Source organism: Neisseriaceae bacterium CLB008 (assembly GCA_041228285.1).
GTDB lineage: Bacteria > Pseudomonadota > Gammaproteobacteria > Burkholderiales > Neisseriaceae > JAGNPU01.
Genome location: CP166133.1, coordinates 3,185,828 through 3,207,268, shown reverse-complemented (window position 1 = coordinate 3,207,268; position 21,441 = coordinate 3,185,828). Strand labels below are relative to the sequence as shown.

The 21,441-nt window shown below is 54.0% G+C and carries 21 protein-coding genes; 14 read left to right on the top strand and 7 right to left on the bottom strand.

Annotated elements, in window-relative coordinates; all coding sequences use genetic code 11:
• The first annotated feature begins 271 nt into the window (after positions 1–271).
• From AB8Q18_14920 to AB8Q18_14910, 3 genes are all read left to right on the top strand, one after another.
• Complete coding sequence (locus tag AB8Q18_14920) at positions 272–934, top strand: response regulator (protein XDZ51439.1); 663 nt, start codon at positions 272–274, stop codon at positions 932–934.
• Between the two features lie 3 nt (positions 935–937).
• Positions 938–2,347: a sensor histidine kinase N-terminal domain-containing protein gene (locus AB8Q18_14915; protein XDZ51438.1), complete on the top strand. Its 1,410-nt coding sequence runs from the start codon at positions 938–940 to the stop codon at positions 2,345–2,347.
• Between the two features lie 74 nt (positions 2,348–2,421).
• Positions 2,422–2,775 carry a YgiW/YdeI family stress tolerance OB fold protein gene (locus AB8Q18_14910; GenBank protein ID XDZ51437.1) on the top strand — a complete coding sequence of 118 codons (354 nt, stop codon included), beginning with the start codon at positions 2,422–2,424 and terminating at the stop codon, positions 2,773–2,775.
• Positions 2,776–2,853: 78 nt separating this feature from the next.
• On the opposite strand, the gene AB8Q18_14905 is transcribed toward AB8Q18_14910, so the two are convergent.
• Genes AB8Q18_14905 through AB8Q18_14890 form a run of 4 tightly spaced genes read right to left on the bottom strand, consistent with a single transcriptional unit; the run spans position 2,854 to position 7,320 of the window.
• Positions 2,854–3,306 carry an isoprenylcysteine carboxylmethyltransferase family protein gene (locus AB8Q18_14905; protein XDZ51436.1) on the bottom strand — a complete coding sequence of 151 codons (453 nt, stop codon included), beginning with the start codon at positions 3,304–3,306 and terminating at the stop codon, positions 2,854–2,856.
• The gene (locus tag AB8Q18_14900; GenBank protein XDZ51435.1) at positions 3,303–3,623 is read right to left on the bottom strand and encodes a GIY-YIG nuclease family protein; all 321 of its coding nucleotides are present in this window, start codon (positions 3,621–3,623) and stop codon (positions 3,303–3,305) included. Before AB8Q18_14900 ends, AB8Q18_14905 begins: the two co-directional genes overlap by 4 nt.
• Positions 3,617–7,060, bottom strand: coding sequence for a DNA polymerase III subunit alpha (gene dnaE, locus AB8Q18_14895; protein ID XDZ51434.1), 3,444 nt, complete (start codon positions 7,058–7,060; stop codon positions 3,617–3,619). Before dnaE ends, AB8Q18_14900 begins: the two co-directional genes overlap by 7 nt.
• The gene (locus AB8Q18_14890; GenBank protein ID XDZ51433.1) at positions 7,057–7,320 is read right to left on the bottom strand and encodes a PhaM family polyhydroxyalkanoate granule multifunctional regulatory protein; all 264 of its coding nucleotides are present in this window, start codon (positions 7,318–7,320) and stop codon (positions 7,057–7,059) included. The genes dnaE and AB8Q18_14890 overlap by 4 nt, the downstream gene beginning before the upstream one ends.
• Positions 7,321–7,514: 194 nt before the next feature.
• Between AB8Q18_14890 and AB8Q18_14885 the strand changes: the two genes are divergently transcribed.
• Complete coding sequence (locus tag AB8Q18_14885; protein ID XDZ51432.1) at positions 7,515–8,303, top strand: phosphatase PAP2 family protein; 789 nt, start codon at positions 7,515–7,517, stop codon at positions 8,301–8,303.
• 56 nt (positions 8,304–8,359) lie between these two features.
• On the opposite strand, the gene lysA is transcribed toward AB8Q18_14885, so the two are convergent.
• Positions 8,360–9,610: a diaminopimelate decarboxylase gene (lysA, locus tag AB8Q18_14880; protein ID XDZ51431.1), complete on the bottom strand. Its 1,251-nt coding sequence runs from the start codon at positions 9,608–9,610 to the stop codon at positions 8,360–8,362.
• A 28-nt stretch (positions 9,611–9,638) separates the two neighbouring features.
• Positions 9,639–9,836: a lipoprotein gene (locus tag AB8Q18_14875; GenBank protein XDZ51430.1), complete on the bottom strand. Its 198-nt coding sequence runs from the start codon at positions 9,834–9,836 to the stop codon at positions 9,639–9,641.
• Between the two features lie 65 nt (positions 9,837–9,901).
• Between AB8Q18_14875 and cyaY the strand changes: the two genes are divergently transcribed.
• The 6 genes from cyaY to AB8Q18_14845 all read left to right on the top strand — a co-directional run bounded on the left by cyaY (position 9,902) and on the right by AB8Q18_14845 (position 14,997).
• On the top strand, positions 9,902–10,231 hold the full coding sequence (gene cyaY, locus AB8Q18_14870; GenBank protein ID XDZ51429.1) for an iron donor protein CyaY: 330 nt from the start codon (positions 9,902–9,904) through the stop codon (positions 10,229–10,231).
• A 44-nt stretch (positions 10,232–10,275) separates the two neighbouring features.
• Positions 10,276–11,259 (top strand): hypothetical protein, encoded by a 984-nt coding sequence (locus tag AB8Q18_14865; GenBank protein ID XDZ51428.1) that lies wholly within the window; start codon positions 10,276–10,278, stop codon positions 11,257–11,259.
• 221 nt (positions 11,260–11,480) lie between these two features.
• Entirely contained in the window at positions 11,481–12,206 is a 726-nt protein-coding gene (locus tag AB8Q18_14860) for an IclR family transcriptional regulator (protein ID XDZ51427.1), read from the top strand.
• Positions 12,207–12,243: 37 nt separating this feature from the next.
• Positions 12,244–13,191 (top strand): formimidoylglutamase, encoded by a 948-nt coding sequence (gene hutG, locus AB8Q18_14855; protein ID XDZ51426.1) that lies wholly within the window; start codon positions 12,244–12,246, stop codon positions 13,189–13,191.
• A 20-nt stretch (positions 13,192–13,211) separates the two neighbouring features.
• The gene (gene gltS / locus AB8Q18_14850) at positions 13,212–14,411 is read left to right on the top strand and encodes a sodium/glutamate symporter (protein ID XDZ51425.1); all 1,200 of its coding nucleotides are present in this window, start codon (positions 13,212–13,214) and stop codon (positions 14,409–14,411) included.
• Between the two features lie 124 nt (positions 14,412–14,535).
• The gene (locus tag AB8Q18_14845) at positions 14,536–14,997 is read left to right on the top strand and encodes a hypothetical protein (GenBank protein XDZ51424.1); all 462 of its coding nucleotides are present in this window, start codon (positions 14,536–14,538) and stop codon (positions 14,995–14,997) included.
• Between the two features lie 290 nt (positions 14,998–15,287).
• On the opposite strand, the gene AB8Q18_14840 is transcribed toward AB8Q18_14845, so the two are convergent.
• Positions 15,288–16,334, bottom strand: a complete 1,047-nt coding sequence (locus tag AB8Q18_14840) for a malate/lactate/ureidoglycolate dehydrogenase (GenBank protein XDZ51423.1) — start codon at positions 16,332–16,334, stop codon at positions 15,288–15,290.
• Between the two features lie 410 nt (positions 16,335–16,744).
• Between AB8Q18_14840 and AB8Q18_14835 the strand changes: the two genes are divergently transcribed.
• The 4 genes from AB8Q18_14835 to AB8Q18_14820 all read left to right on the top strand — a co-directional run bounded on the left by AB8Q18_14835 (position 16,745) and on the right by AB8Q18_14820 (position 21,420).
• The gene (locus AB8Q18_14835; protein XDZ51422.1) at positions 16,745–17,731 is read left to right on the top strand and encodes a TAXI family TRAP transporter solute-binding subunit; all 987 of its coding nucleotides are present in this window, start codon (positions 16,745–16,747) and stop codon (positions 17,729–17,731) included.
• A gap of 165 nt (positions 17,732–17,896) precedes the next feature.
• On the top strand, positions 17,897–18,910 hold the full coding sequence (locus tag AB8Q18_14830; GenBank protein ID XDZ51421.1) for a TAXI family TRAP transporter solute-binding subunit: 1,014 nt from the start codon (positions 17,897–17,899) through the stop codon (positions 18,908–18,910).
• On the top strand, positions 18,888–19,412 hold the full coding sequence (locus AB8Q18_14825) for a DUF1850 domain-containing protein (GenBank protein XDZ51420.1): 525 nt from the start codon (positions 18,888–18,890) through the stop codon (positions 19,410–19,412). The genes AB8Q18_14830 and AB8Q18_14825 overlap by 23 nt, the downstream gene beginning before the upstream one ends.
• Complete coding sequence (locus AB8Q18_14820; protein ID XDZ51419.1) at positions 19,402–21,420, top strand: TRAP transporter permease; 2,019 nt, start codon at positions 19,402–19,404, stop codon at positions 21,418–21,420. The genes AB8Q18_14825 and AB8Q18_14820 overlap by 11 nt, the downstream gene beginning before the upstream one ends.
• Positions 21,421–21,441 lie beyond the last annotated feature (21 nt).

Here is a 21,441-nt window from a genome sequence, read left to right as displayed (position 1 = left end):
ATGTCGCCAATCAGCACCTAGAGAAAGATACATCCTCATGGTAGGCAGGCTGTCTTAAGCGAATCTTAAGACTCATGCCTTAATCTATGCCATATAATAGAATCATCACCTTTACAATCAATCGTTTGATCTAGCACAACCCTAAGACACCGTCAGGCTCACCTCTGGGCTGGCGACTTTTCTGATGCGGCGCAGCCTAGCTGCATTTAATGCTATTGAAGTCATTCGATTTAAGATAACCTTAAGATTCAGCCGCCATCATGAGGCCATTATGCGCATTCTATTAGTTGAAGACGATTCTTCTTTAGGCAACACCATCCAGACCTGGCTTAAGCTAGACGGCTATGCCGTAGACTGGGCCAACCGAGGCGATACGGCGAAAACGGCCTTATTGGGACAAAGCTACGACTGTATTTTGCTCGATCGAGGCCTGCCGGGCCTTTCAGGCGACGAACTGTTAAGCCAGCTGCGGGCGCAGCAGGCCACTTTACCCATCATCATGATCACGGCCCAAGACGCTCTAGAGGAACGCATTGAAGGTTTGGATTTAGGCGCCGACGATTATTTAGTCAAACCCTTTGATCTGGAAGAACTGTCGGCACGCATTCGGGCGGCGCTGCGACGCGCCTCGGGTAGCCTAGAGCAACTGTTGACTCATGACGAGGTGTGCCTCAACCCAGCGACCAAAACCGTCACCCTCAAGCAGCAACCCCTGACCTTAACCGCCAAGGAATACACGATATTGCACGCCCTCATGCAGCATCCCACTCAGGTATTCACCCGCGCCCAGCTGGAAGACAAGCTGTACAGCTGGGGGGACGAGGTCGAAAGTAATGCGGTTGAAGTACACATCCACCATCTACGCAAAAAACTTGGCAGCACCTTCATCCGCACTTTACGCAATCTGGGCTATACCTTATCGAAAGAGGCTTAAACCATGCGGTTTAGAAAAAAATCAGCTCATTCTACTGCTCCCACCACGCCGCGCGCCTATTCGCTGCGGCTGCGGCTGTTGTTTTCAGTGCTTGGGCTGTCGGTGTTTTTTTGGCTGGTGAGTTTAAGCATCATGGTTTATGTGGCGTGGGATGAAACCAACGATGTTTTTGATGATGCCCTGAAAGAATCAGCCTCGTTGCTGCTGCACGCCACCCGGCATGAATTTGAATTTCATCCGCGGCCGTCGCGTGACCGGTCGGCTCAGCCCGACACCGACGACTTACATTATCAAGTGGTGCAGCAAGGTCAGGTGGTCTCGCGCACCAAAGAAGCGCCATTACAGCCTTTTGTGGCTGACTTCCATAAGCGTAAAGGCTTTCGCGACATCACCCTCAACGGCGATGAGTGGCGCGTATTTATCATTCGCGCCAAAGACGGCGCCCTCGAAGTTCAGGTCGCCCAAGCGCTGAATAAACGCTTAGACATTTTAGAGGAACTGGCGGAGAACCTGATCGTGCCCGCCTTGGCCTTATTGCTGTTGCTGGTGGCGGTGAGCACGCTGACCATTTATTATTTATTACGCCCGCTCACCCAGATGGCCCAGCTACTGACCCAAAAATCCCCACAAGACTTAACCGCTTTACCGATGCAGCGCTCTTCTGCCGAGGTCAACGCCATCACCGATGCCTTAAATACCTTATTGGCGCGTCTACAGCAGACCTTGCTCAATGAGCGCCGCTTCACCGCTGACGCAGCACATGAGTTGCGCACGCCGCTGGCGGCTCTAAGCATGCAAACTCAGCTGCTCAAGCGCCAACATCCAGAACTGGCCGAGCCCTTAAGCGCTTTACGCCAAGACATTGAACGCAGCACCCATTTAGTCAGCCACCTATTGCTGTTGGCGCGGCTGGATCCACTCAATCAGCAGGGCCAAGAAAAGCTCAATCCGGAACCGCTAAACGTGGCCGCTTTGCTGCAAGATCAGGCACGATTGTTTCAAAACGAGCTGGACGCGCGGCGTATGCAGATGGTCATCACCCTGCCCTCCGAATCGATGTTCCAGCTATACGCGAATCGCGAGCTGATGGGCATTGTCTTGCGCAACCTCATCAACAATGCCCTAAGCTATTGCCCTGAAGGCAGCACCCTCACCCTATCCGCCTCAGACACCCACGCCCACACCCTCGTTGTGGTGCAAGACAATGGCCCAGGGGTCAGCGATGCAGAGGCCGAGCGGCTGACGCAGCGGTTTTATCGAGTATTGGGCACAGACACCAGCGGCAGCGGCTTAGGGCTGTCGATCGTGCAGCGCATTATGGAACTACACCATGCCCAGCTTAAGATCGAATCCGGCAGCCGCTACGCGGGTTTAAAAATAACCCTGATGTTCCCTAAAAAACTTAAGGCTTAAGATTCACTTAAGGTTGATGCGGTTTAATGAATCCCATAGCAAACCTCATTGAACCTAAATAAAGGAACCACACTATGCGTACCCTAGCCATCCTCACCGCCTTAGCCCTCACTTCGACAGCGGCATTCGCCCAATACACGGGCCCTTCCAATCTGGCTGGCGATCAGGTCACCACGGTGAAGCAAATCCTTGCCAACGGTAAGGACGACCAATACGTGACCGTCAAAGGTAAAATCATCCGCCAAGTGCGCAAAGAGCACTATGTGTTTTCTGATGGCACTGGCCAATTAAACATTGAGTTAGACCAAAAATACCTGCCTGTCGGCCAAACGTTTAACGACAAAACCACCGTGGTTTTGAGCGGTGAATTAGAAAAAGACTGGCATCAGCCAATTGAATTAGACGTCAAACACATGCGCATCATGTAATGCGCGCGCCCAGCAAAAAGCCCAGACATGAGTCTGGGCTTTTTCATGCCTTTGATCGCATATTATCCTACACGGCGCTCAACACCAGCGCCGTACGCGCCGCCGATACGCAGCATAATCAGCGCCAAAGCGTTCGCTTAAGGCAGCCTCCTCCGGCTTAATCTGCCATTGGGTGAGATAGGCCACAAACGCCGCCACCAACAGTAGGCCAAATGGCGAAGCCAAATACAGCGTTTGTGCCAACAGTACGCCCGCAAAGGCCAAATACATGGGGTTACGCGTCCAGCGGTACACGCCGTGGGTCAGTAAAGCGCTGCTGCGCTGTGGCTGACGTGGGTCGACCGTGGTCTGGCCGCGCCAAAAGCTCCCGACCGCCGCCAAGGCGATGGCTGCGCTGCTGAGCGCGAACAAGAAAGACAAAAAGAGCCAAATGCCGTGCGCCCGACTGGCTGGCGCAAAAACAGCCTGCGCCGCTAAAAACAAGGCCAGCAACAGCAACGGCGGTACCCTCAAACTGAGCCATTGGTTCATGGTGATGCCTCCTCGGCCACGGCGAGACTCGCCGCCAGCGGTAATTGCGCCCACAGCGCGCGCTTTTGCGCCGCCGTGTGCTGCTTTAGGCGCCGCTCTAATGACAGCGCCAAACCTTTGCTACAACAACAGGCCACAATTTTCATGGCCTGTGGCGGGTGCATCCGGGTAAACTTCGCGCCTTTACCCTGGCTGTGGGCCAAAAATCGCTTGTCCGGCTGATTGCTGATGCCGGTATACAGTCGATCGCCGGCGCACCACAGCAGATACACCGACCAATCGCCACTGGCGGCGACGCCCAAATCTGCCGCTACCACATGACTTCTACGGCCTCGGGGCCCAATAGCTGCCCCAGAGCCTTAATCAAATCAGACGCGGGCACAATCTGCCATTCACGCCCAGGGCGCATTTCGCCATAGGCGGTGCGGTTCTGATAGCTTAACTTCAGGGTCACGCGGCTTTGGCTATCTTGGTAAGGCCGCAACAGCTCGGCGACGCGGTGAGGGTCGTCCTGATCGGTCAGCTTGATGAATACGCTGCGGGCATAATGCTCGCGCGCCTCGTCGAGGCTGTAGACGGTGTCGCCCATGATGCGTAAGCCCGAACCGCCACCGTAATCGTCACGGTTGATCTTCACTTCCATCACCAACACTTGGTCAGCCTTAAGTATATTGGCATAGGTTTCGTAGCTCTGTCCCGCAAACATGACTTCGACTTTGTCTTTCAAGCCTTCGCCATCTTCTAAAGTCACAAACGCCATCTTGCCGCGGCGGCCCATGATGACGCGCACCGCGGTCACAAAACCCGACAACGTTGCCTTACCTTCGCGAATATTGGCTAGGCGCTGCTTTAAGAAGCTGCGGATTTCTTTGGCGTAGGCGTCAAACGGATGTTTGGAGAAATAAAAGCCCATGGCCTGTTTTTCTTCCGCCAACATGGTGGCGTCGTCCCACGGGGCACACTCAACCATGTCAACGGTGACTTCTTCTTCACCCGAGAAATCATCAAACAGCCCGCCTTGATTACGGTTGGCGGCGGCCTGATCGGCATATTCCATGGCCAAAGGAATGTTTGCAAACATTTTGGCGCGGTTCGGATCGATGGCGTCAAACGCACCAGCGCGCACCAAAGCTTCCATGGTGCGCTTGTTGACGTGGCCTTTGCCGATGCGCTCACAAAAATCGAATAGGCTCACAAACGGGCCATTGGCTTCGCGCTCTTTCACGATTTCTTCAACCGCACCCTCACCCGTACCCTTGATTGCGCCTAGGGCATAGCGAATGTGCCTGGCGTCGGTGGGCACAAAACGATAGAACGATTCGTTGACGTCGGGCGGTAAGAAAGTGAGGCTGTTTTTATTCTTGGCGTCTTCATAGAAGACCTGTAGCTGATCGGTGTTGTCCAGCTCGCTGGACATGGTTGCGGCCATAAAAGCCGAACAGTGGTGGGCTTTTAACCATGCGGTTTGGTAGGCCACCAACGCATAGGCGGCGGCGTGCGATTTATTAAACCCATAGCCGGCGAATTTTTCCATATAGTCGAAAATTTCGTTGGCCTTGGCTTCGGGAATGTCTTTTTCGGCGGCGCCGGCGACAAAAATCCCGCGGTGCTCCACCATCTCTTCGACTTTTTTCTTACCCATGGCGCGCCGTAATAAGTCGGCGCCACCGAGCGAGTAGCCGCCCACGACCTGGGCCGCCTGCATCACCTGTTCTTGGTACACCATCACGCCGTAGGTGGGCTCCAAAACCGGCTCTAACAACGGGTGTAGGTATTCAAACTTCTCACCGTGGATGCGGCGGGTAAAGTCGGGAATCAGATCCATCGGACCAGGACGATATAAGGCCACGAAGGCGATAATTTCTTCAAACTTGGTCGGCTTGGCCTCCATCAGCATGCGCTTCATGCCGGTCGACTCAAACTGGAACACCGCCGTGGTGTTGCCAGAAGCAAACACCTTATAGGCTGGCGCATCGTCTAGCGCGATGTGGTTCACGTCCACCACTTCGTTGGTTAAATCCTTAATATAGCTTTGTGCCAACTCAATAATGGTCAAGTTACGTAAGCCCAAGAAGTCAAACTTCACCAGGCCAACCTGCTCCACGTCGTCCTTATCGTACATCGACACGGTGGCGGTGGCATCGGGCGCGCGGTACACCGGACAAAAGTCGGTCAGCTTACCGGGTGCGATCAACACGCCGCCGGCGTGCATGCCCAGGCCACGGGTTAAGTCTTCCAGCTTTTTGGCCAAATCCATCAGCTCATGCGCGTCTTCAGCGTCGAGCAGTTCGCCGATTTGCGGCTCGGCTTCCATTGCTTTAACCAGGCCCAAAGGCTTATTCGCTTCCACCGGAATCAATTTCGACAAGCGATCGCAGAGGCCAAACGGCAAGTCCAACACTCGGCCCACGTCGCGCACCACGGCTTTAGACGACATGGTGCCAAAAGTGACGATCTGGCTCACGGCTTCTTCGCCATATTGGTGGCGCACGTAGTCGATCACGCGGCCACGGTTTTCTTGGCAGAAGTCAATATCGAAGTCCGGCATCGACACCCGCTCTGGGTTCAGAAAACGTTCGAACAGTAGGGCGTATTTCAGCGGATCTAAGTCGGTAATTTTCAGTGCATAGGCCACCAAGGAGCCGGCACCTGAACCCCGACCAGGGCCGACTGGGCAGCCATTGTTCTTGGCCCAGTTAATGAAGTCGGCCACGATCAAGAAGTAGCCAGGGAAGCCCATTTGGGTAATGGTATCTAGCTCAAACTGTAGGCGCGCCGCATATTCCGGCATGCGCTCGGCGCGTTCGGCTTCGTCTGGGTACAGCACCGCCATGCGTTCGTCTAAGCCTTCGAACGACAGTTGCGACAGATAGGCGTCGAGCGACAGGCCATCGGGCGTAGGGAACTGAGGTAAGAAGTTCTTACCCAACACAATGGTCAGATTGCAACGCTTGGCAATTTCTAAACTGTTTTGCAAAGCTTCAGGGATGTCGGCGAAACGGGCCACAAACGTATCGTGGTCGACAAAGAACTGACTGGGTTGAAACTCTTTCGGGCGACGCTTATCCGCCAACACGTAGCCTGCGGCAATGCACACGCGCACTTCATGGGCTTCGTAATCGTCGGCCTGCCAAAACTGAGTCGGGTGGGTGGCAACCACCGGCAGCCCCAGCTCATCGGCTAGCTTTAAGCTGCCGGCCACGCAGGTTTCGAGCTGCGGCAGCTCAGGCAAGCGCTGTAGCTCTAAGTAAAAACGATTGGGAAAAAGATGGGCCAAGGCTTGAGCCGCGTCTTTGGCTTCGGCTTCCTTACCCGCCATCAAGGCCACGCCCACGGCGCCAAGATGGGCGCCCGACAGGCAAATCAGCCCGCTGTTGTCGCCTTCTTGCAGCCAATCCCACTCCAATTGGGCGATGCCTTTGTGCTTGTCATCGTCAAGATAGGCTTGGGTCAGCAGCTCGCACAGGCGCAAATAGCCGGCGTCGTTACGGGCAATCAACATCAATCGATACGGCTGGTCCAGCTGGTCGTGATTTTTAATCATCACGTCCACGCCCATGATGGGCTTAATGCCTTCGCCACGACAGGCTTTGTAAAATTTCACCAAGCCAAAAAAGTTCATCAGATCGCTGATGCCTAGAGCAGGCAGGCCCTGCGCTTTGGCGGTCTTCACCGCTTCTTTAATGCGCACGGTGCCGTCGGTAATCGAAAATTCAGTGTGCAGTCGTAACGGAATGTATTGGGCTTGAGTCATTTAGGGGCTTCGTCAGGATTTTTTATGGGGGCTTCGGCGGCGGCCATGGCTTGATACATCGCCTGTTGCTGCTGCAACACGGCTTTTTGGGTGGCCAAGGCCTGCAGGTGGAAACGCAACCAGGTTTCCACATTGTCTAGTTCGGACAGCTTGCGGTTCACCTCTTCGAGCGAGGTGGGCGGCATAAATGATTTCAGATTCGGTTGGGCGTCTTGCCAAACCTGCTGCCAAAAGGCAAAGGGATTTGCATCATCGTTCATTTGGTCGACCTTCATCAAGGCTGCTTCAAGATTAAGCAGATATTGTACCGCGTTTGCGCCAGCCGCGCTCGGCCTTTGCGTTTGCGTGCAAGCACGGGCACACCCGCGCAGAAAACTTGCGGCGACTTTCTCAAATCCGTACCATGAGGCCTTATTTTGACGTTTGCTATTGAATTCACCTTATGACCACACCCATGACGCCCCCGACCAGCCCGATGACTTTTCCCCTAAGCGGCTGGCCTACTGATTTAGCCCAATTCATCGGCAACCATGCCCCTATGCTTTACCTAAGCCTGCTGGGCTGCGTCGTCGCGCTGACCATACTGGCCTTTTTTGGCTGGCAACGCTTAGGGCCACGCTGCCGCAGTCGCCTGAAAATCGCCTATGCCACCATCGGCACCCTGGCCTTCGCCACCATTGCCTATCAGGTCATGGCGTTTAAAAGCCTGCCCAAATTTGACGCGCTGACGACGTTTTACATCAGCGTACACGCCTCCTTTGGCTATTTAGACTTAGCCGCGAAAGTATCGTACCTGGCCCAAAGCATGGTCATGGCGGCGCTGGCGGTATTCATCGGCGGGCTATTGTGGTGGCGCCGCTACCGCGCCGAGGCCGTCATCTACGTGGTGTCCATCTTGGGCAATGGCGTCTTAAATACGGCCATTAAATTCATCGCCCAGCGCGCCCGCCCGCCGCACCTACATGGCTTTGCCATCGAAACCGGCTACAGCTTCCCCAGCGGCCACAGCTCGGGGGCAATGGCCACCTATGCCATGCTGGCCTTTATTTTGTGCCAAATCACGGCCAAGCGCTGGCACCTTCTGTGGATAGTATTGGCCAGTGCATTGATTGTGAGCATTGGCTTTAGCCGCATGTATTTGCAGGTGCATTTCATGAGCGACGTCATCGCCGGCTTTACCTCTGGTTCGATTTGGGTGTTGCTGTGCGTGGCCATGTATCGACAGCACAAGCGTATGGCCTAGTCTTAACGCATGAAAAAAGCGCCCTAGGGCGCTTTTTTCATGCCGTACACTTGGGCTTAATCCAAGCACACCTGCTCATCAGCCAATAGCTGGGCGATGGTTTCGCGCTGGCGCACTACTTTCACATCTTTGCCGTTGATCATGACTTCCGCCGCACGCACGCGTGCATTGTAGTTGCTGGCCATGCTGCTGGCGTAGGCACCGGCACTTTTCACCGCCAGTAGCTCACCCTCTTTCACCGCCAGCTCTCGGTTTTGACCGAGAAAATCGCCGGTTTCACAAATCGGGCCAACCACGTCCGCCACAATAGGCTTCACGTCGTCATGACGGTTCACCGCCACAATTTCATGGTAGGCCGCGTATAAGGCTGGGCGCAATAAATCATTCATGGCGGCATCGACGATGATGAAGTTTTTCTCTTCACCGGCCTTGATGAATTCTACCTTGGTCAACAACACGCCGGCATTACCCACTAGGCTACGGCCTGGCTCCATCATGATTTTTAAGTCGCGCTGGCCGAGGCGTTGATGCACGGCGGCGGCGTATTGATTTAAATCTGGGGTTTGTTCGTCATGGTAGACAATGCCCACGCCGCCGCCGATGTCGACGTGGCTCAGATGAATGCCTAAATCGGCCAGCTGATCCACCAGCACCAATAGGCGCTCAAATGCCTCCACTAAAGGCGATAGATCGGTAAGCTGAGAGCCAATGTGGCAATCAATGCCGACAATGTTTAAATAAGGCAGGGCCGCAGCGTGTTGATAGGCTTTGATCGCGTCTTTAAACGCGATGCCAAATTTATTCGCCTTCAGGCCAGTTGAAATATACGGGTGGGTTTTGGCATCCACATCAGGGTTAATGCGCAGCGAAATTGGGGCTTTTTGACCCAATTTTTTAGCCACGTCGTTGATGCGCTCGAGTTCATTAATCGACTCAACGTTAAAGCACAACACGCCTTGTAACAGCGCATACTCGATTTCATCGGCGCTTTTGCCCACGCCTGAGAAAATGGTTTTGCTCGCGTCGCCGCCAGCGGCCAAAACGCGCGCCAATTCGCCGCCCGAGACGATGTCAAAACCACTGCCGAGGCTGGCAAAGTGTTTCAACACGCTGAGGTTACCGTTGGCCTTAACTGCATAACAGATTAAAGGATTGAGCTTGGCAAAGGCTTGTTCATAATTATGGTAGGCCTTGGTCAATTCATTTTGGCTGTACACGTACAAAGGGGTACCGTGCTCTTTGGCCAAATCGTTTAACGCCACGTCTTCAAAATGTAAGGTTTGGTTCTGGTAGGTCAGCGCACTCATGATGGGTTTCGTCTCTTTATAGTAAATGTTATGGTTGGCTCGTCGGCGAGGCAACGGCGCGTTCAGCGCTGTCGTCTGCCGCCGCAGCCGGCGTTGCGGGCACTAGGGGCGTTGCCGGTGCCGTACTTTGCTTGGGCGCTGTAGGATCTGGTAAATACAGCGGCCCCTGATAGCCACAGGCAGACAATATTAGGGCACTTAAGGCACCGATTGTGATCAATCGCATGTCGAACTCTCTTTTGTGGCAAAATAAAGATATTATCAAAACCACCGTGAAGACAAAAGGCCAACATGACTGAAAGCGAATTTTTAAATTATTCCGACCAACTCTTTGATCATATTGACAGCCAAATTGATGAGCTCGGCTTAGACCTAGATTGCCAAAGCTCAGGCAACGTGATGACCTTAGAAGTGGACGACAGCGGCGAGCAAATCATCATCAACCGCCACACCCCCAACCAAGAGCTATGGATTGCGGCCAAAAGCGGCGGCTTTCATTTCGCGTTTAAAGACGGCCAATGGTTGGCTACCCGCGACAATGCTGAGTTTTTTGCCGTACTGAACGAAGTATTAACTTCGGCCCTTGGCGAATCCATCACCATTACGCCTTTTTCTGATTAATCCATAGGCAGCCTCGGCTGCCTATTTTGTGGGTACTTAACGCCATGAAACCCTCTGCTTCGGCCCTTATTTTTACACGCCTTCTGGCTGTCAGCGCCCTGCTGCTGCCTAGCGTGCTGTGGGCATTACCGCCGCCAATCGAAGCGCCTGCCGCCGTCAAACCATCGCAGCAGCAAAGCCCCCACGACCTTAAGCTCACCCAGTTGATAGAGGCGGCCGATGCTGGGTCGGCACGGGCGCAGTACCGCTTAGGCAGCAAGTATTATCATGGTCGCGACCTACCCAAAAACCTCAATCAGGCCGTGCGTTATTTTGACCTTGCTGCCAAGCAAGGCGATGGCCGGGCTCAATACGCCTTGGCGCTGTTATACCATCGCGGCGAAGGCGTGCCGCAAGACATGCTCAAAGCAATTGAATACTATAAGCGCGCCGCAGGCCAAAACCATGCCGAATCACAGTACAGCCTCGGCGCCATCTACTATCATGGCGACGGCGTGCCTAAAAATAAAGACGACGCGCTCCAGTATTACCGAGCAGCGGCCGAACAAGGCCATGGCGAAGCGCTTTATGCCTTAGCCACGCTGTATTACAACGGCGAATTGGTCGACAAAAATATGGATCAGGCCATCGACTACTATCGTCAGGCCGCCATCGCCAACAATCCACAAGCGCATAATCAGCTGGCCGCCCTGTATTACCACGGCGTGGGCCTGCCGCAAAACACGGCGCAGGCCATCGCCCACTATCGCATGGCCGCCAAGCAAGGCGTGCCGTCGGCGCAATACAGCCTCGGCCTTTTGTACTACAAGGGCGAGGGCGTCACGAAAGACTTAGGCCGCGCTGCCCAGCTGTATCGTTTAGCCGCCCATAAAGGCCACGCCGCGGCACAGTTTAATCTGGGCCTGATGTATTTGGCCGGAGAAGGCGTGGATAAAAACCCCAGCCGCGGCCGTCATTATCTTGAGCTAGCGGCAGCCCAAGGCTTTGCCGACGCCAAAGCCGCTCTGGCCACCCACTTAGCGCCCTAAACCTCGCACACTCCCCTCCCCACACAACCCATTCATTTCGCCCATCGCGCTCAACCGCCGATGGGCGAATGGCCTTATGGGCGCTCGATTTGGCCGATTCTGGGCCTGCATCCGCACCCTATTGCTTTGTATTAATTCTTATTATTTGAGAATAGATGTATACAAGCAGCTGGTTTTTATTTAATTTATAAAAAACAATACCACCCAGTGAGAATAGAGACATGAGCAGCACAGACCGAATTTTAAGCGTTTTGGCCTTTGTGGTGTCGGCCAGCAAACCCGTATCCCCGCAAGACATTGCGGCCGGCCTAGACCTGCCCATCTCCACCGTCTATCGCCTATTGTCTCACCTCAAAACCTGGGGCTTCATCAGCGACAGCACCCAAAAATCACGCTATTCAGCCGGTGCCGTGGGCCTGCAAATGTCGCAGCAGTTTATGGAGCACTCGTTTTTATTTGACGCCGCTCGGCCCGCCTTACAGCGCTTGGCCAGCCGCAGCCAAGAAACCGTGGCGCTGATCGTCAGCAATCAATACCAAACCATTTGCGTGGACATGATTGAAAGCCCACAGGCGCTGCGCTGCTCGTTTTCGGTAGGCAAAGGCCAATCATTGACCCGTGGCGCCAGCGCCAAAACCCTGCTGGCTTTCAGCACGCCAGCGATACAGCAGGCCATTTTGGCCAAACACCTGCCCAACCCGGCGGAGCAGGCCGACCTCAACCAGCAACTGGCGCGCATTAAGGCCCAAGGCTATGGCGTCAGCGTAGGCGAACTGGACCCAGGCGTATGGGGCGTGGCCGCGCCGATTTTAAAGCGCAAAGCCCTACAAGGCATCATCGCCATCATGGCGCCTCATTCTCGCGTGATGGGAAAAGAACCTATTTTGATTCAGGAGGCGCTCAACTGCGCCGCTTCCATCAACGAATACGTCGAACTCCAACAATAGCCGCCTACGCGGCAGATCAGTACTGCAAGGACACACCATGAACACTGACTATCAATGGCAAGGTCGCCAAGACGGCACCACCACCGAACACCTACGCATTCACCAAATCATCGGCCCAGTGAACCCAGCCGCACCAGGCGTGGTCTTGGTCGGATTCGCCTCAGACGAGGGCGTAGCGCGCAACAACGGCCGCATTGGCGCCAAAGAAGCGCCTAATCTGATTCGCGCCCAGCTCGCTGGTCTGCCGATTCATCAGCCCACGCCACTTTACGATGCTGGCACCGTGGCCTGTGAAGCTCACGACCTCGAAGGCGCTCATCAGCAGCTGAGCCAAGCCGTCAGCAGCCTCTTGGCTGGGCAGCACTTTCCCATCGTGCTCGGCGGCGGCCATGAAGTAGCGTTTGGCAGCTTCTCAGGCCTGTTTGACTACGTACAAAACCACCAGCCCGAGCGCACCATCGGCATCATCAATTTTGACGCCCACTTTGACCTACGCGAAAACGACGTGGCGTCTTCTGGCACGCCCTTCTTGCAGGCAGCCAAGCTCAGCAGCGACCACGAACAGCCATTTCACTACCTTTGCTTGGGCGTGGCCGAACACGCCAATACGGCGGTGCTGTTCCAGCGCGCCGAGGCTTTAGGCTGCGACTACGTCCTCGACCACGACATGACCGAACGCAATCTGGCCGCCTTAATCGCCAAGATCGACGCCTTCGTGGCCAAGGTTGACCTGCTGTACGTCACCATTGATTTAGACGTATTCCCTTACTATCAGGCCCCTGGCGTCAGCGCACCGGCCCCACTGGGCGTGGACTTACGCCTGGTACAAACCCTACTCAAACACATTGTGGCCTCAACCAAAGTAGCGGTGTTTGACGTGGCCGAATACAACCCCAAATTTGATCAAGACCACCACACAGCCAAGCTGGCGGCTTTTTTAATTTATCAGGTCATCACCCAAGTGACCGCCCAAAAACATAAGTAAAAACAAACCCGGAGATTCCTATGGACCTACAGTTCGACTCACTGACGACCCTCATGCTGGCGGTTTTATGCCTGCTTTTGGGTACTTTTTTGAAAAACCACGTTAAATGGCTGCAAACGTTTTGCATTCCATCTCCTGTGATTGGCGGCTTTTTGGTCAGCCTATTAATGTGGTTTTTACATACCCAAACCAGCGTGCGCATTGCTTTTGACACCACTTTGCAAACGCCTCTCATGGTGGCCTTTTTCACCACCGTCGGCATTGGCGGCAGCTACCAGCTGCTGAAAACCGGTGGCAAAACCCTCATCGTGTATTTATTCATCTGCTGGGGCTTGGCTTTATTCCAAAACGCCTTTGGCGCCATGCTGGCGTCGGCTTTTGGCTTGAACCCCGTGCTGGGCGTAATGGCCGGCTCAGTGGCCCTAGAAGGCGGCCACGGCGCGGCAGCCGCGTTTGGCCAAATGGCGGAAGGCTTAGGCGTTCAGTCTGCCACCACGGTGGCCATTGCGGCCGCAACGTTTGGTCTGATCTCTGGCAGCCTAATCGGTGGCCCCTTGGCCAACTTCCTGATCACCCGCTACAAGGTGGCCATTAAAGCCGACGACATCGACGAAGTGGCGGTAGACGCCAAGCAAGCTGATGAGCCCATCAGCAGCACCAGCTTCTTCAAAACCTTGGCCGTGGTCTTGGTGATCATGGTGGCTGGCCTTTACATCGCGACTCGCTTCACCGACAGCACCGGCTTTGCCTTACCTAGCTATGTAGGCGCCATGCTGGTGGCCATCGTCTTGCGTAACGTTAACGACCACACCAAAACCGTGGCCTTACACCAGAAAACCGTGGATTTAATCTCTGACGTGTCTTTAGGCGTGTTTTTGACCATGGCGATGATGTCGTTAAAAATCTGGGAATTGTCGGCCGTAGCCTTGCCACTATTGATCATTTTGCTATTGCAAGTATTGGCCTTGGTGCTGTTCACCATCTTCATCGCCTTTAAAGCTTTAGGCAAAAACTACGACGCAGCGGTGATGTGCGCCGGCCTATTAGGCCATGGCTTGGGCGCAACGCCTAATGCGGTGGCGAATATGGCGTCGGTGTCGGAAAAATACAAACTGGTGTCGAAAAAAGCCTTTTTGATTATTCCTTTATGTGGCGCTGTGTTGATCGACATTGTGGCGATTCCTTACCACACCTGGATCATCAACTTCTTGGTGAACTAAGCGGTGATCTGAAACTGTACAAGCCTGCGCTTTGCGCAGGCTTTTTTTATGGGCTTTATCCCAGTCTCTGCTCTTAAATCATATGATAAAATAAGTTTTAATCCTTATTTACGTTGTTTGACTCATGTCTCTTACCAAACTATTGGCCAAACCCTTGGTGCTTGGCCTCACCTGTCTGGCCTTTCTAAGCGGTTGTACCGCTAAAGATGAAGCCACGCAAATCGATGAACAAATCAAACGCTTCCACACCCTTTACAATCAAGAACAATACGACAAGATGTACACCACTCTGGCTCATACCGAGTACCGCCAAAATGTCAGCGTAGACAAACACCAGCTGTTGTTCGCCAGCATTCAAAAAATTATGGGGCCGTTTGAATACGCTGAAGTCACCCAGTCGCAAAAAATTCTGCAAAACGACAGAACCATCGTCACCATCACGTTGAAGAGTCATTTTGCTAAGGGAGAAGCGACGGAAACCTTGTCTTACCTACCAGAAGAAGCCTACCAACTGTTGATCTATCATTTAAATTCAGATGAAATGAATCGCTTAGACGAAGAAACATATCAAAAGCTAGCCAACTAATAGGGCATCACTAAAAACATCAAAAAACCCATACCTAATGGTATGGGTTTTTTATTGGCACCTTGCCCTTTAAGCCGTTTGTAAGGTGGGTAAAGCGCAGCCTACCCACGGTCTTCAGTGTGTGCGCATGCTTAAGAGAAACCTGCGTGGGTCGCGACCCACCCTACGGCTTAGCAGCCAGCGCTATGGTCGTAAAAAAAAGGATGAAGAACAGCAGAATAAACCATCCTTTACCGCCATAAAAAAACCTGCTGAGGGCTTCAGCAGGCTTAGGCGTACCCTTACTAGGTTTAAGCACCAGCGTACGGCTCGGCGCGCTCACCCGCGGCGGTAATCGCCGCCCATTCGCCGTCCGAAATGCTGATGCCTTCGGCCTGGCGCTGCGCCTTACGCGCCAACTCTGGCTCACCCGCCATCAGAATCGGCTCTCCAGGCGCAGGCGATGATTTGATGTAGTCAATCATCTGGTCGTATTCGTGGTTAAGCCAATCCAAATCGGCTAAACGCGTGGGGTCAACGATGAAGGCCGTCATGTGGTTGACGATGCCGTCTAGGCGCTCATGCTCGGGCTGGTTAGTGCCGCCGCCAGAAAGCATGCCAGCCAAAAATTCCACCGCACTGATCAAACCGCCGCCTTTGTGTTCGGCAATCGGGCGTAGCGCGCCAAACGGTGCTTCGTGCATGGCCTTAGGGTCATTGGTGGGCGTGCCGTTGGCGTCCAGCATCACGTCTTGCTCAAAGGTTTTGCCGGCTAAATAGGCCACCCGCGTTTTGCCGTAGGCCACCATGCTGGTGGCAAAATCCAAAATAAACGCTGGATTTTTTGCCGTCTCGGGGAACGTCACGCATACAGGGTTGGTGCCAAAGCGCGCGGCCGAGCCAGCAAACGGCGCCACCAAAGCTTCTTTATGGTCGACCACGTTGACAAAAAATAGGCCAACTTTACCGGCCGCAGCCACCTGCTCGCCATAGGTGCCGATGCGGCCCAGATGGTGGGCGTTTTTCACCGTCAGCAACACCACGCCGGTGTCTTCAACCCGCACTAAGGCCTCGGCCACGGCCTCTTTACCGATGCGTTGGCCAAAGCCACGCTGGGCGTCATACTGCATGATGGCGCCAAAATCATTGACGCAAACCTTCTCTTGATTCACTTTCAGTGTACCACGCGCGACGCTGTCGACGTAAAACACCAGCATACCCACGCCGTGGCTGTCATGGCCTTTAAGGTTGGCCTCTACCAAATGCTCGGCGACAATCTGCGCTTCGCTGGCGTCAGAACCGAGTTTGGCCAAAATAGCGGCGGCCGTTTGTTGCAAAGTTTCTTGATTAATCTTCATGATGCGTCTCTACACCCTTCTTGTGTATGCCTCTCGATATAGGGGCTAATTTTAGCAGCAGTCCAAATCCTAGCCCAATCGACGGCCTATTGCATCTATTTTTCACCGCGCGGCCCGATTTCTGCCACGATCGACAAAAAATACTGGTGCCCATAGACCAAGACGTTTACCATGATGACAAAGTCATGTTCGCTCTAGCTTCAATCTTTAAAAACCTGTTCAAAATAGTCAGAGCCAATTGCGCCAACGCTCGCTAACAGAAGGTTCTACCACTTTAGATCAAGTTTAGAGTAAACACACTGGCGTCTCAGTCCATCCTCGTTTATGATGGTTTCAATAAAAAACATGTTGTTGTCACGCACTTTGTTGACAAACCACATGACAACTAATGTCATTCAAAGGAGAGTTAAATGACCCCCTCTGCATTTAAAAGCAGCTTGGCTAGCCTGGCGCTGGCCGTCTTACTCAGCGCCTGTGGCGGCCAAAGCCAAGATAAAGCCCCAACCAGCGCGGCATCAGACGGCCTAGATGCCCGCATCATCACCATCGCCACCGGCGGTGCCTCTGGCCCCTACAACATCATTGGCACGACTTTAGCCGACGTCTACCATAACCTCTATGGCGTGAACGCGAAAACCCAGACCACGGGCGCCTCGATTGAAAACATGAACCTCTTGGCCCAAGGTAAGGCCGAACTGGCGCTGGTCATGAGCGACGTGGTCACAGAAAGCATCAACGGCTCGGAAAACTTCCCCAACAAAATCACCAATGTGCAGCAGATTGCCGCCATTTATCCAAACTATGTCCAAGTGGTCAGCAATGCCAACAGCAACATCAGCAGCATTGACGATTTACGCGGCAAGCGCGTGGCCGTAGGCGACCAAAACTCTGGCACCGAATTTAATGCCCGCCGCCTGCTCAACGGCCACGGCATCACCTATCAAGACATCAAAGTGGATTATCTTGGCTTTGCCGAAGCGGCCGATGCGTTAAAAGCCGGTAAAGTCGACGCCGTCTTCATCACCAGCGGCATGCCCAACGCCTCCATCATGGAATTAGAGCGCGGTTTTAACCTTAAAATCGTGCCGATCAACCCTGATAAGATTAAAGAAATTGCCCAAGATCAGGCTTATTTCGTGTCATTAATCATCCCTAAAGGCACCTACGGCAACGCCGAAGACATCCCCACCGCCGCCATCATGAACGCCTTGATGATTCGAGCCGATCTCAGCGAAGAGGATGGTTATAAATTAACCAAAGGCTTCTTTGAAAATCTACCGCAGTTGGTCAACGCCCATCAGGCCGCAAAAGACATCGCCCTAGATAAGGCACAAGACGGCGTGGTCGCTCCGCTGCATCCTGGCGCTCAAAAATACTACGCCGAACAAGGCCTGTAAAACAGCATTAAGACTAAACACGCTTGGCCTCTGTGATGGGGTGGTTCAACCACAGGTTGGCCCACCCTAATGCGGACACTAGACGATTCAGACATAAAAACATGGGCGCTATATGAGCCCAGAACACCACATAAAACTTTTAGTCTATCTTTAAGGAGAAACCCCATGAGCACCCCATTCGTTAAACAAAGTTTATTGGCCTTGATTTTGGCAGGCGCCCTCAGCGCCTGTGGCCAGAGCAATGACGCCAAGCCAGCAGCAAGCAACGACAGCGCCACCACCGAGGCCGCAGCCGCCGACAAACTAGACACCAAATTCGTCACCATCGCCACCGGCGGCGCTTCTGGCCCCTATAACATCATCGCCACCACCTTAGGCGAAGTGTATGCCCAAACCTATGGCGTCAATGCCAAAACCCAAACCACAGGCGCCTCGGTTGAAAACATGAACCTCTTGAATCAAAACAAGGTGGAAATGGCGTTTTTAATGAGCGACGTCTTGAGTGAAGGCCTTGAAGGCATTGGCAGCTTTACCAAAAAAATCGACAACGTCCAACAAATTGCCGCGCTCTACCCTAACTACGTTCAAGTGGTCACCTCTAAAAAGTCTGGCATCAAAACCCTAGAAGACTTGCGCGGTAAACGCATCGCCGTTGGCGCACAAAATTCCGGCGTGGAAGTCAACGCCCGTACCCTATTAAACGGTCATGGCATCACCTATGATGACGTCAAAGTAGACTATCTGGGCTATGCCGAAGCGGCGGACGCCTTAAAATCAGGCAAGCTAGACGCTGCCTTCTTAACCAGCGGCCTGCCCAATGCCTCCCTAATGGAGCTAGAGCAAGGGTTTGACCTACAAATGGTGTCCATCGATCCCAACAAGGTTAAAGAAATCGCGCAAGATAAAGCCTACTTCATTTCCATGACCATCCCTAAAGGCACCTACGGCAATGCGGAGGACATCCCCACCGCCGCCATCATGAATGCACTGGTGGTGCGCTCTGACCTCAGTGAGGACGATGGTTATAAGCTCACTAAAGCCTTCTTCGACAACCTTCCTCAACTGGAAAATGCCCACCAAGCGGTGAAAGACGTGTCTCTAGAACACGCGCAAACCGGCCTAGTGGCACCGCTACACCCTGGAGCGAAGAAGTTCTATGACGAGCAAGCGGCCAAATAAACGCCGTTGTGCTCACTTTAGCCCCCTCGCGGCCTTGGCCGTGGGGCTATTACTGATCGGTTTGGTGGCGTGGCTGTGTTGGCCGGTGGCGGTGACCCAGCTGACGCTTAACGCCACCCAACCCATCGTCTGCCGCTTCAGCGCCCAGACATGGCGCTTAACTTGGCTGCATTCGGTTGAAAAAACCCCGTGGTCGGAAACCTATCAACGCCAAGGCCAGCAGCTGCGTTTGATCAGCACTGAGTTCAAAAGCTTTGGTGCCGGCACACCCAGCAGTGGCACCTTACTGCCCGCGCCCCCAGGCTATGTGGCCTATGCCGTCAATGTGGACCTACCTGAATTAAACTGGGTGGTGTCCCGCCGCGTGCGCTCGACCTTACGGCTAGGCGAGCAGGCTTGGCCGCTGTTTGAATGGGTACCCGACTATACCGAAGCCCACTTTGTGTCTACTTCTGCGCCGCGTTGGCGCACCCTAACTAAGGACTTCTGTCATGAGCAATGAAGACAAAAACAATGAAGCCCATCTGGCTTTAGATGCGCAAGCACAGCAGGCCATCTTAGAACAGTTTGACCGCGAATCGGTGACGCGCCACCCCAGCAATAAAGGCGTGCATTATTTGATCATGGCCGTGGCCATCTTTTATTCTTTATTCCATTTATACATCACCTACAACCCCATCCCCGAACTGCTACAGCGCGCCACCCACGTGGCCATCGGCGTGGCCTTAATTTTCTTACTGTATCCCGCCCGAAAGCGGTCGTCGCGCACCCGCGTGGCCGCCTTAGACTGGCTGCTGGCGCTGGCGGCATTGGCCTCTATGGGCTATTTATTCTATGAATACCAGGCCATTGTGACCACCCGCGGCGGCATTCCCAACACGCTCGACATTGCCATGGCCATCATGACGGTGGTGCTGGTGATCGAGGCCACGCGCCGCGTCATGGGCTGGATTTTGCCGATCTTAGCGCTGATTTTTTTAACCTATCCCTTCATCAGCCATTTTGATTGGATGCCGAACCGTTTATTGACCCGGCCATTTGATTTAGGCGATATTTTTGGGCAAATGTACCTCAAAACCGAGGGCCTCTACTCCACCGCCATCGGTGCGTCGGTCACCTTTATTTTCCTGTTCATTTTATTCGGTGCATTCTTGGCCAAATCCGGCATGGGCAAATTGTTCAATGACTTGGCCTTGGCCCTCGCTGGCCACAAACAGGGCGGCCCAGCCAAAGTAGCGGTGATTTCCAGCGGCTTCATGGGCAGCATCAACGGCACGGCTGTCGCCAACGTCGTCGGCACTGGGGCATTTACCATTCCGCTGATGAAAAAGATCGGCTACGACAAAAACTTTGCCGGTGCCGTCGAAGCCAGCGCATCTGTCGGCGGGCAAATTTTGCCACCGATCATGGGCGCCAGCGCCTTCATCATGGCCGAAACCACTGGCGTAAGCTACGGCACCATTGCCCTAGCGGCCTTATTGCCAGCGCTTTTATACTATTTGGGCGTGATCGCCCAGGTGCATTTTCGCGCGGGTAAAGACGACCTTAAAGGCGTGCCCAAAGCCGACCTGCCACGGGTGAAAGAAGTCTTGAAAGAACGCGGCCATCTGCTGCTGCCAATTTTTGCCCTCGTCTGGTTCTTGGCCGAGTCGGTACCGGTCAGCTATGCGGCGTTTTACACCATTATTTTAACCGTCATCATCAGCGCCTTACGCAAAACCACGCGCATGTCGTTGCGCGACATTCTGGGCGCTTTAGAAGACGGCGCCAAGCAGTCGCTGTCGGTGATGGCCGCCTGTGCCGTGGTCGGCATCATCATCGGCGTGGTCAGCCTCACCAGCTTTGGCACGGTGATGACCTCGTCCATCATGAGCCTCGGCGCTGGGTCGCTGTTTTTGACGCTGTTTTTCACCATGATTGCGTCGATGATTCTGGGCATGGGCCTGCCATCGATTCCGGCCTACATCATCACCGCCACCATGGCGGCGCCGGCCTTGGCCAACTTTGACGTGCCCATTTTGGTGGCGCATATGTTTGTGTTTTACTTTGGCCTATTCGCCAACATCACGCCACCGGTGGCGCTGGCCGCCTTTGCCGGTGCAGGCATTGCCGGCGGCGACCCGATGAAAACCGGCTTTCAGGCCTTAAAATTATCCTTAGCCGGCTTCATTGTGCCGTTTTTATTCGTCTACAACCCAGCCATGCTGATGATCGACGTGACCAATGTGGCCACCACCGCGAAAGAGTTTGCCCTGCCGCCGGTAGGCGTCATCGTCTCGGTTACGCTGACCTCCATCATTGGCATCATCGCCCTAGGCGCAGCGGTGGAAGGCTATTTTAAAACCAACATCAATCTAGTGCTGCGCGTGGTGTTGGCGGCGGGTGCCTTAATGTTGATCGTGCCTGAAACCCTCACCGACATCATCGGCATCGTGCTGGTGGTGGCTGTGGTGGCGCTAAACTGGCGCCAGGCCAAAAAACAGCCGCCTCTGCCCAAGGCCATGGCTTAAGCTGCCCTCACAAAAATACCG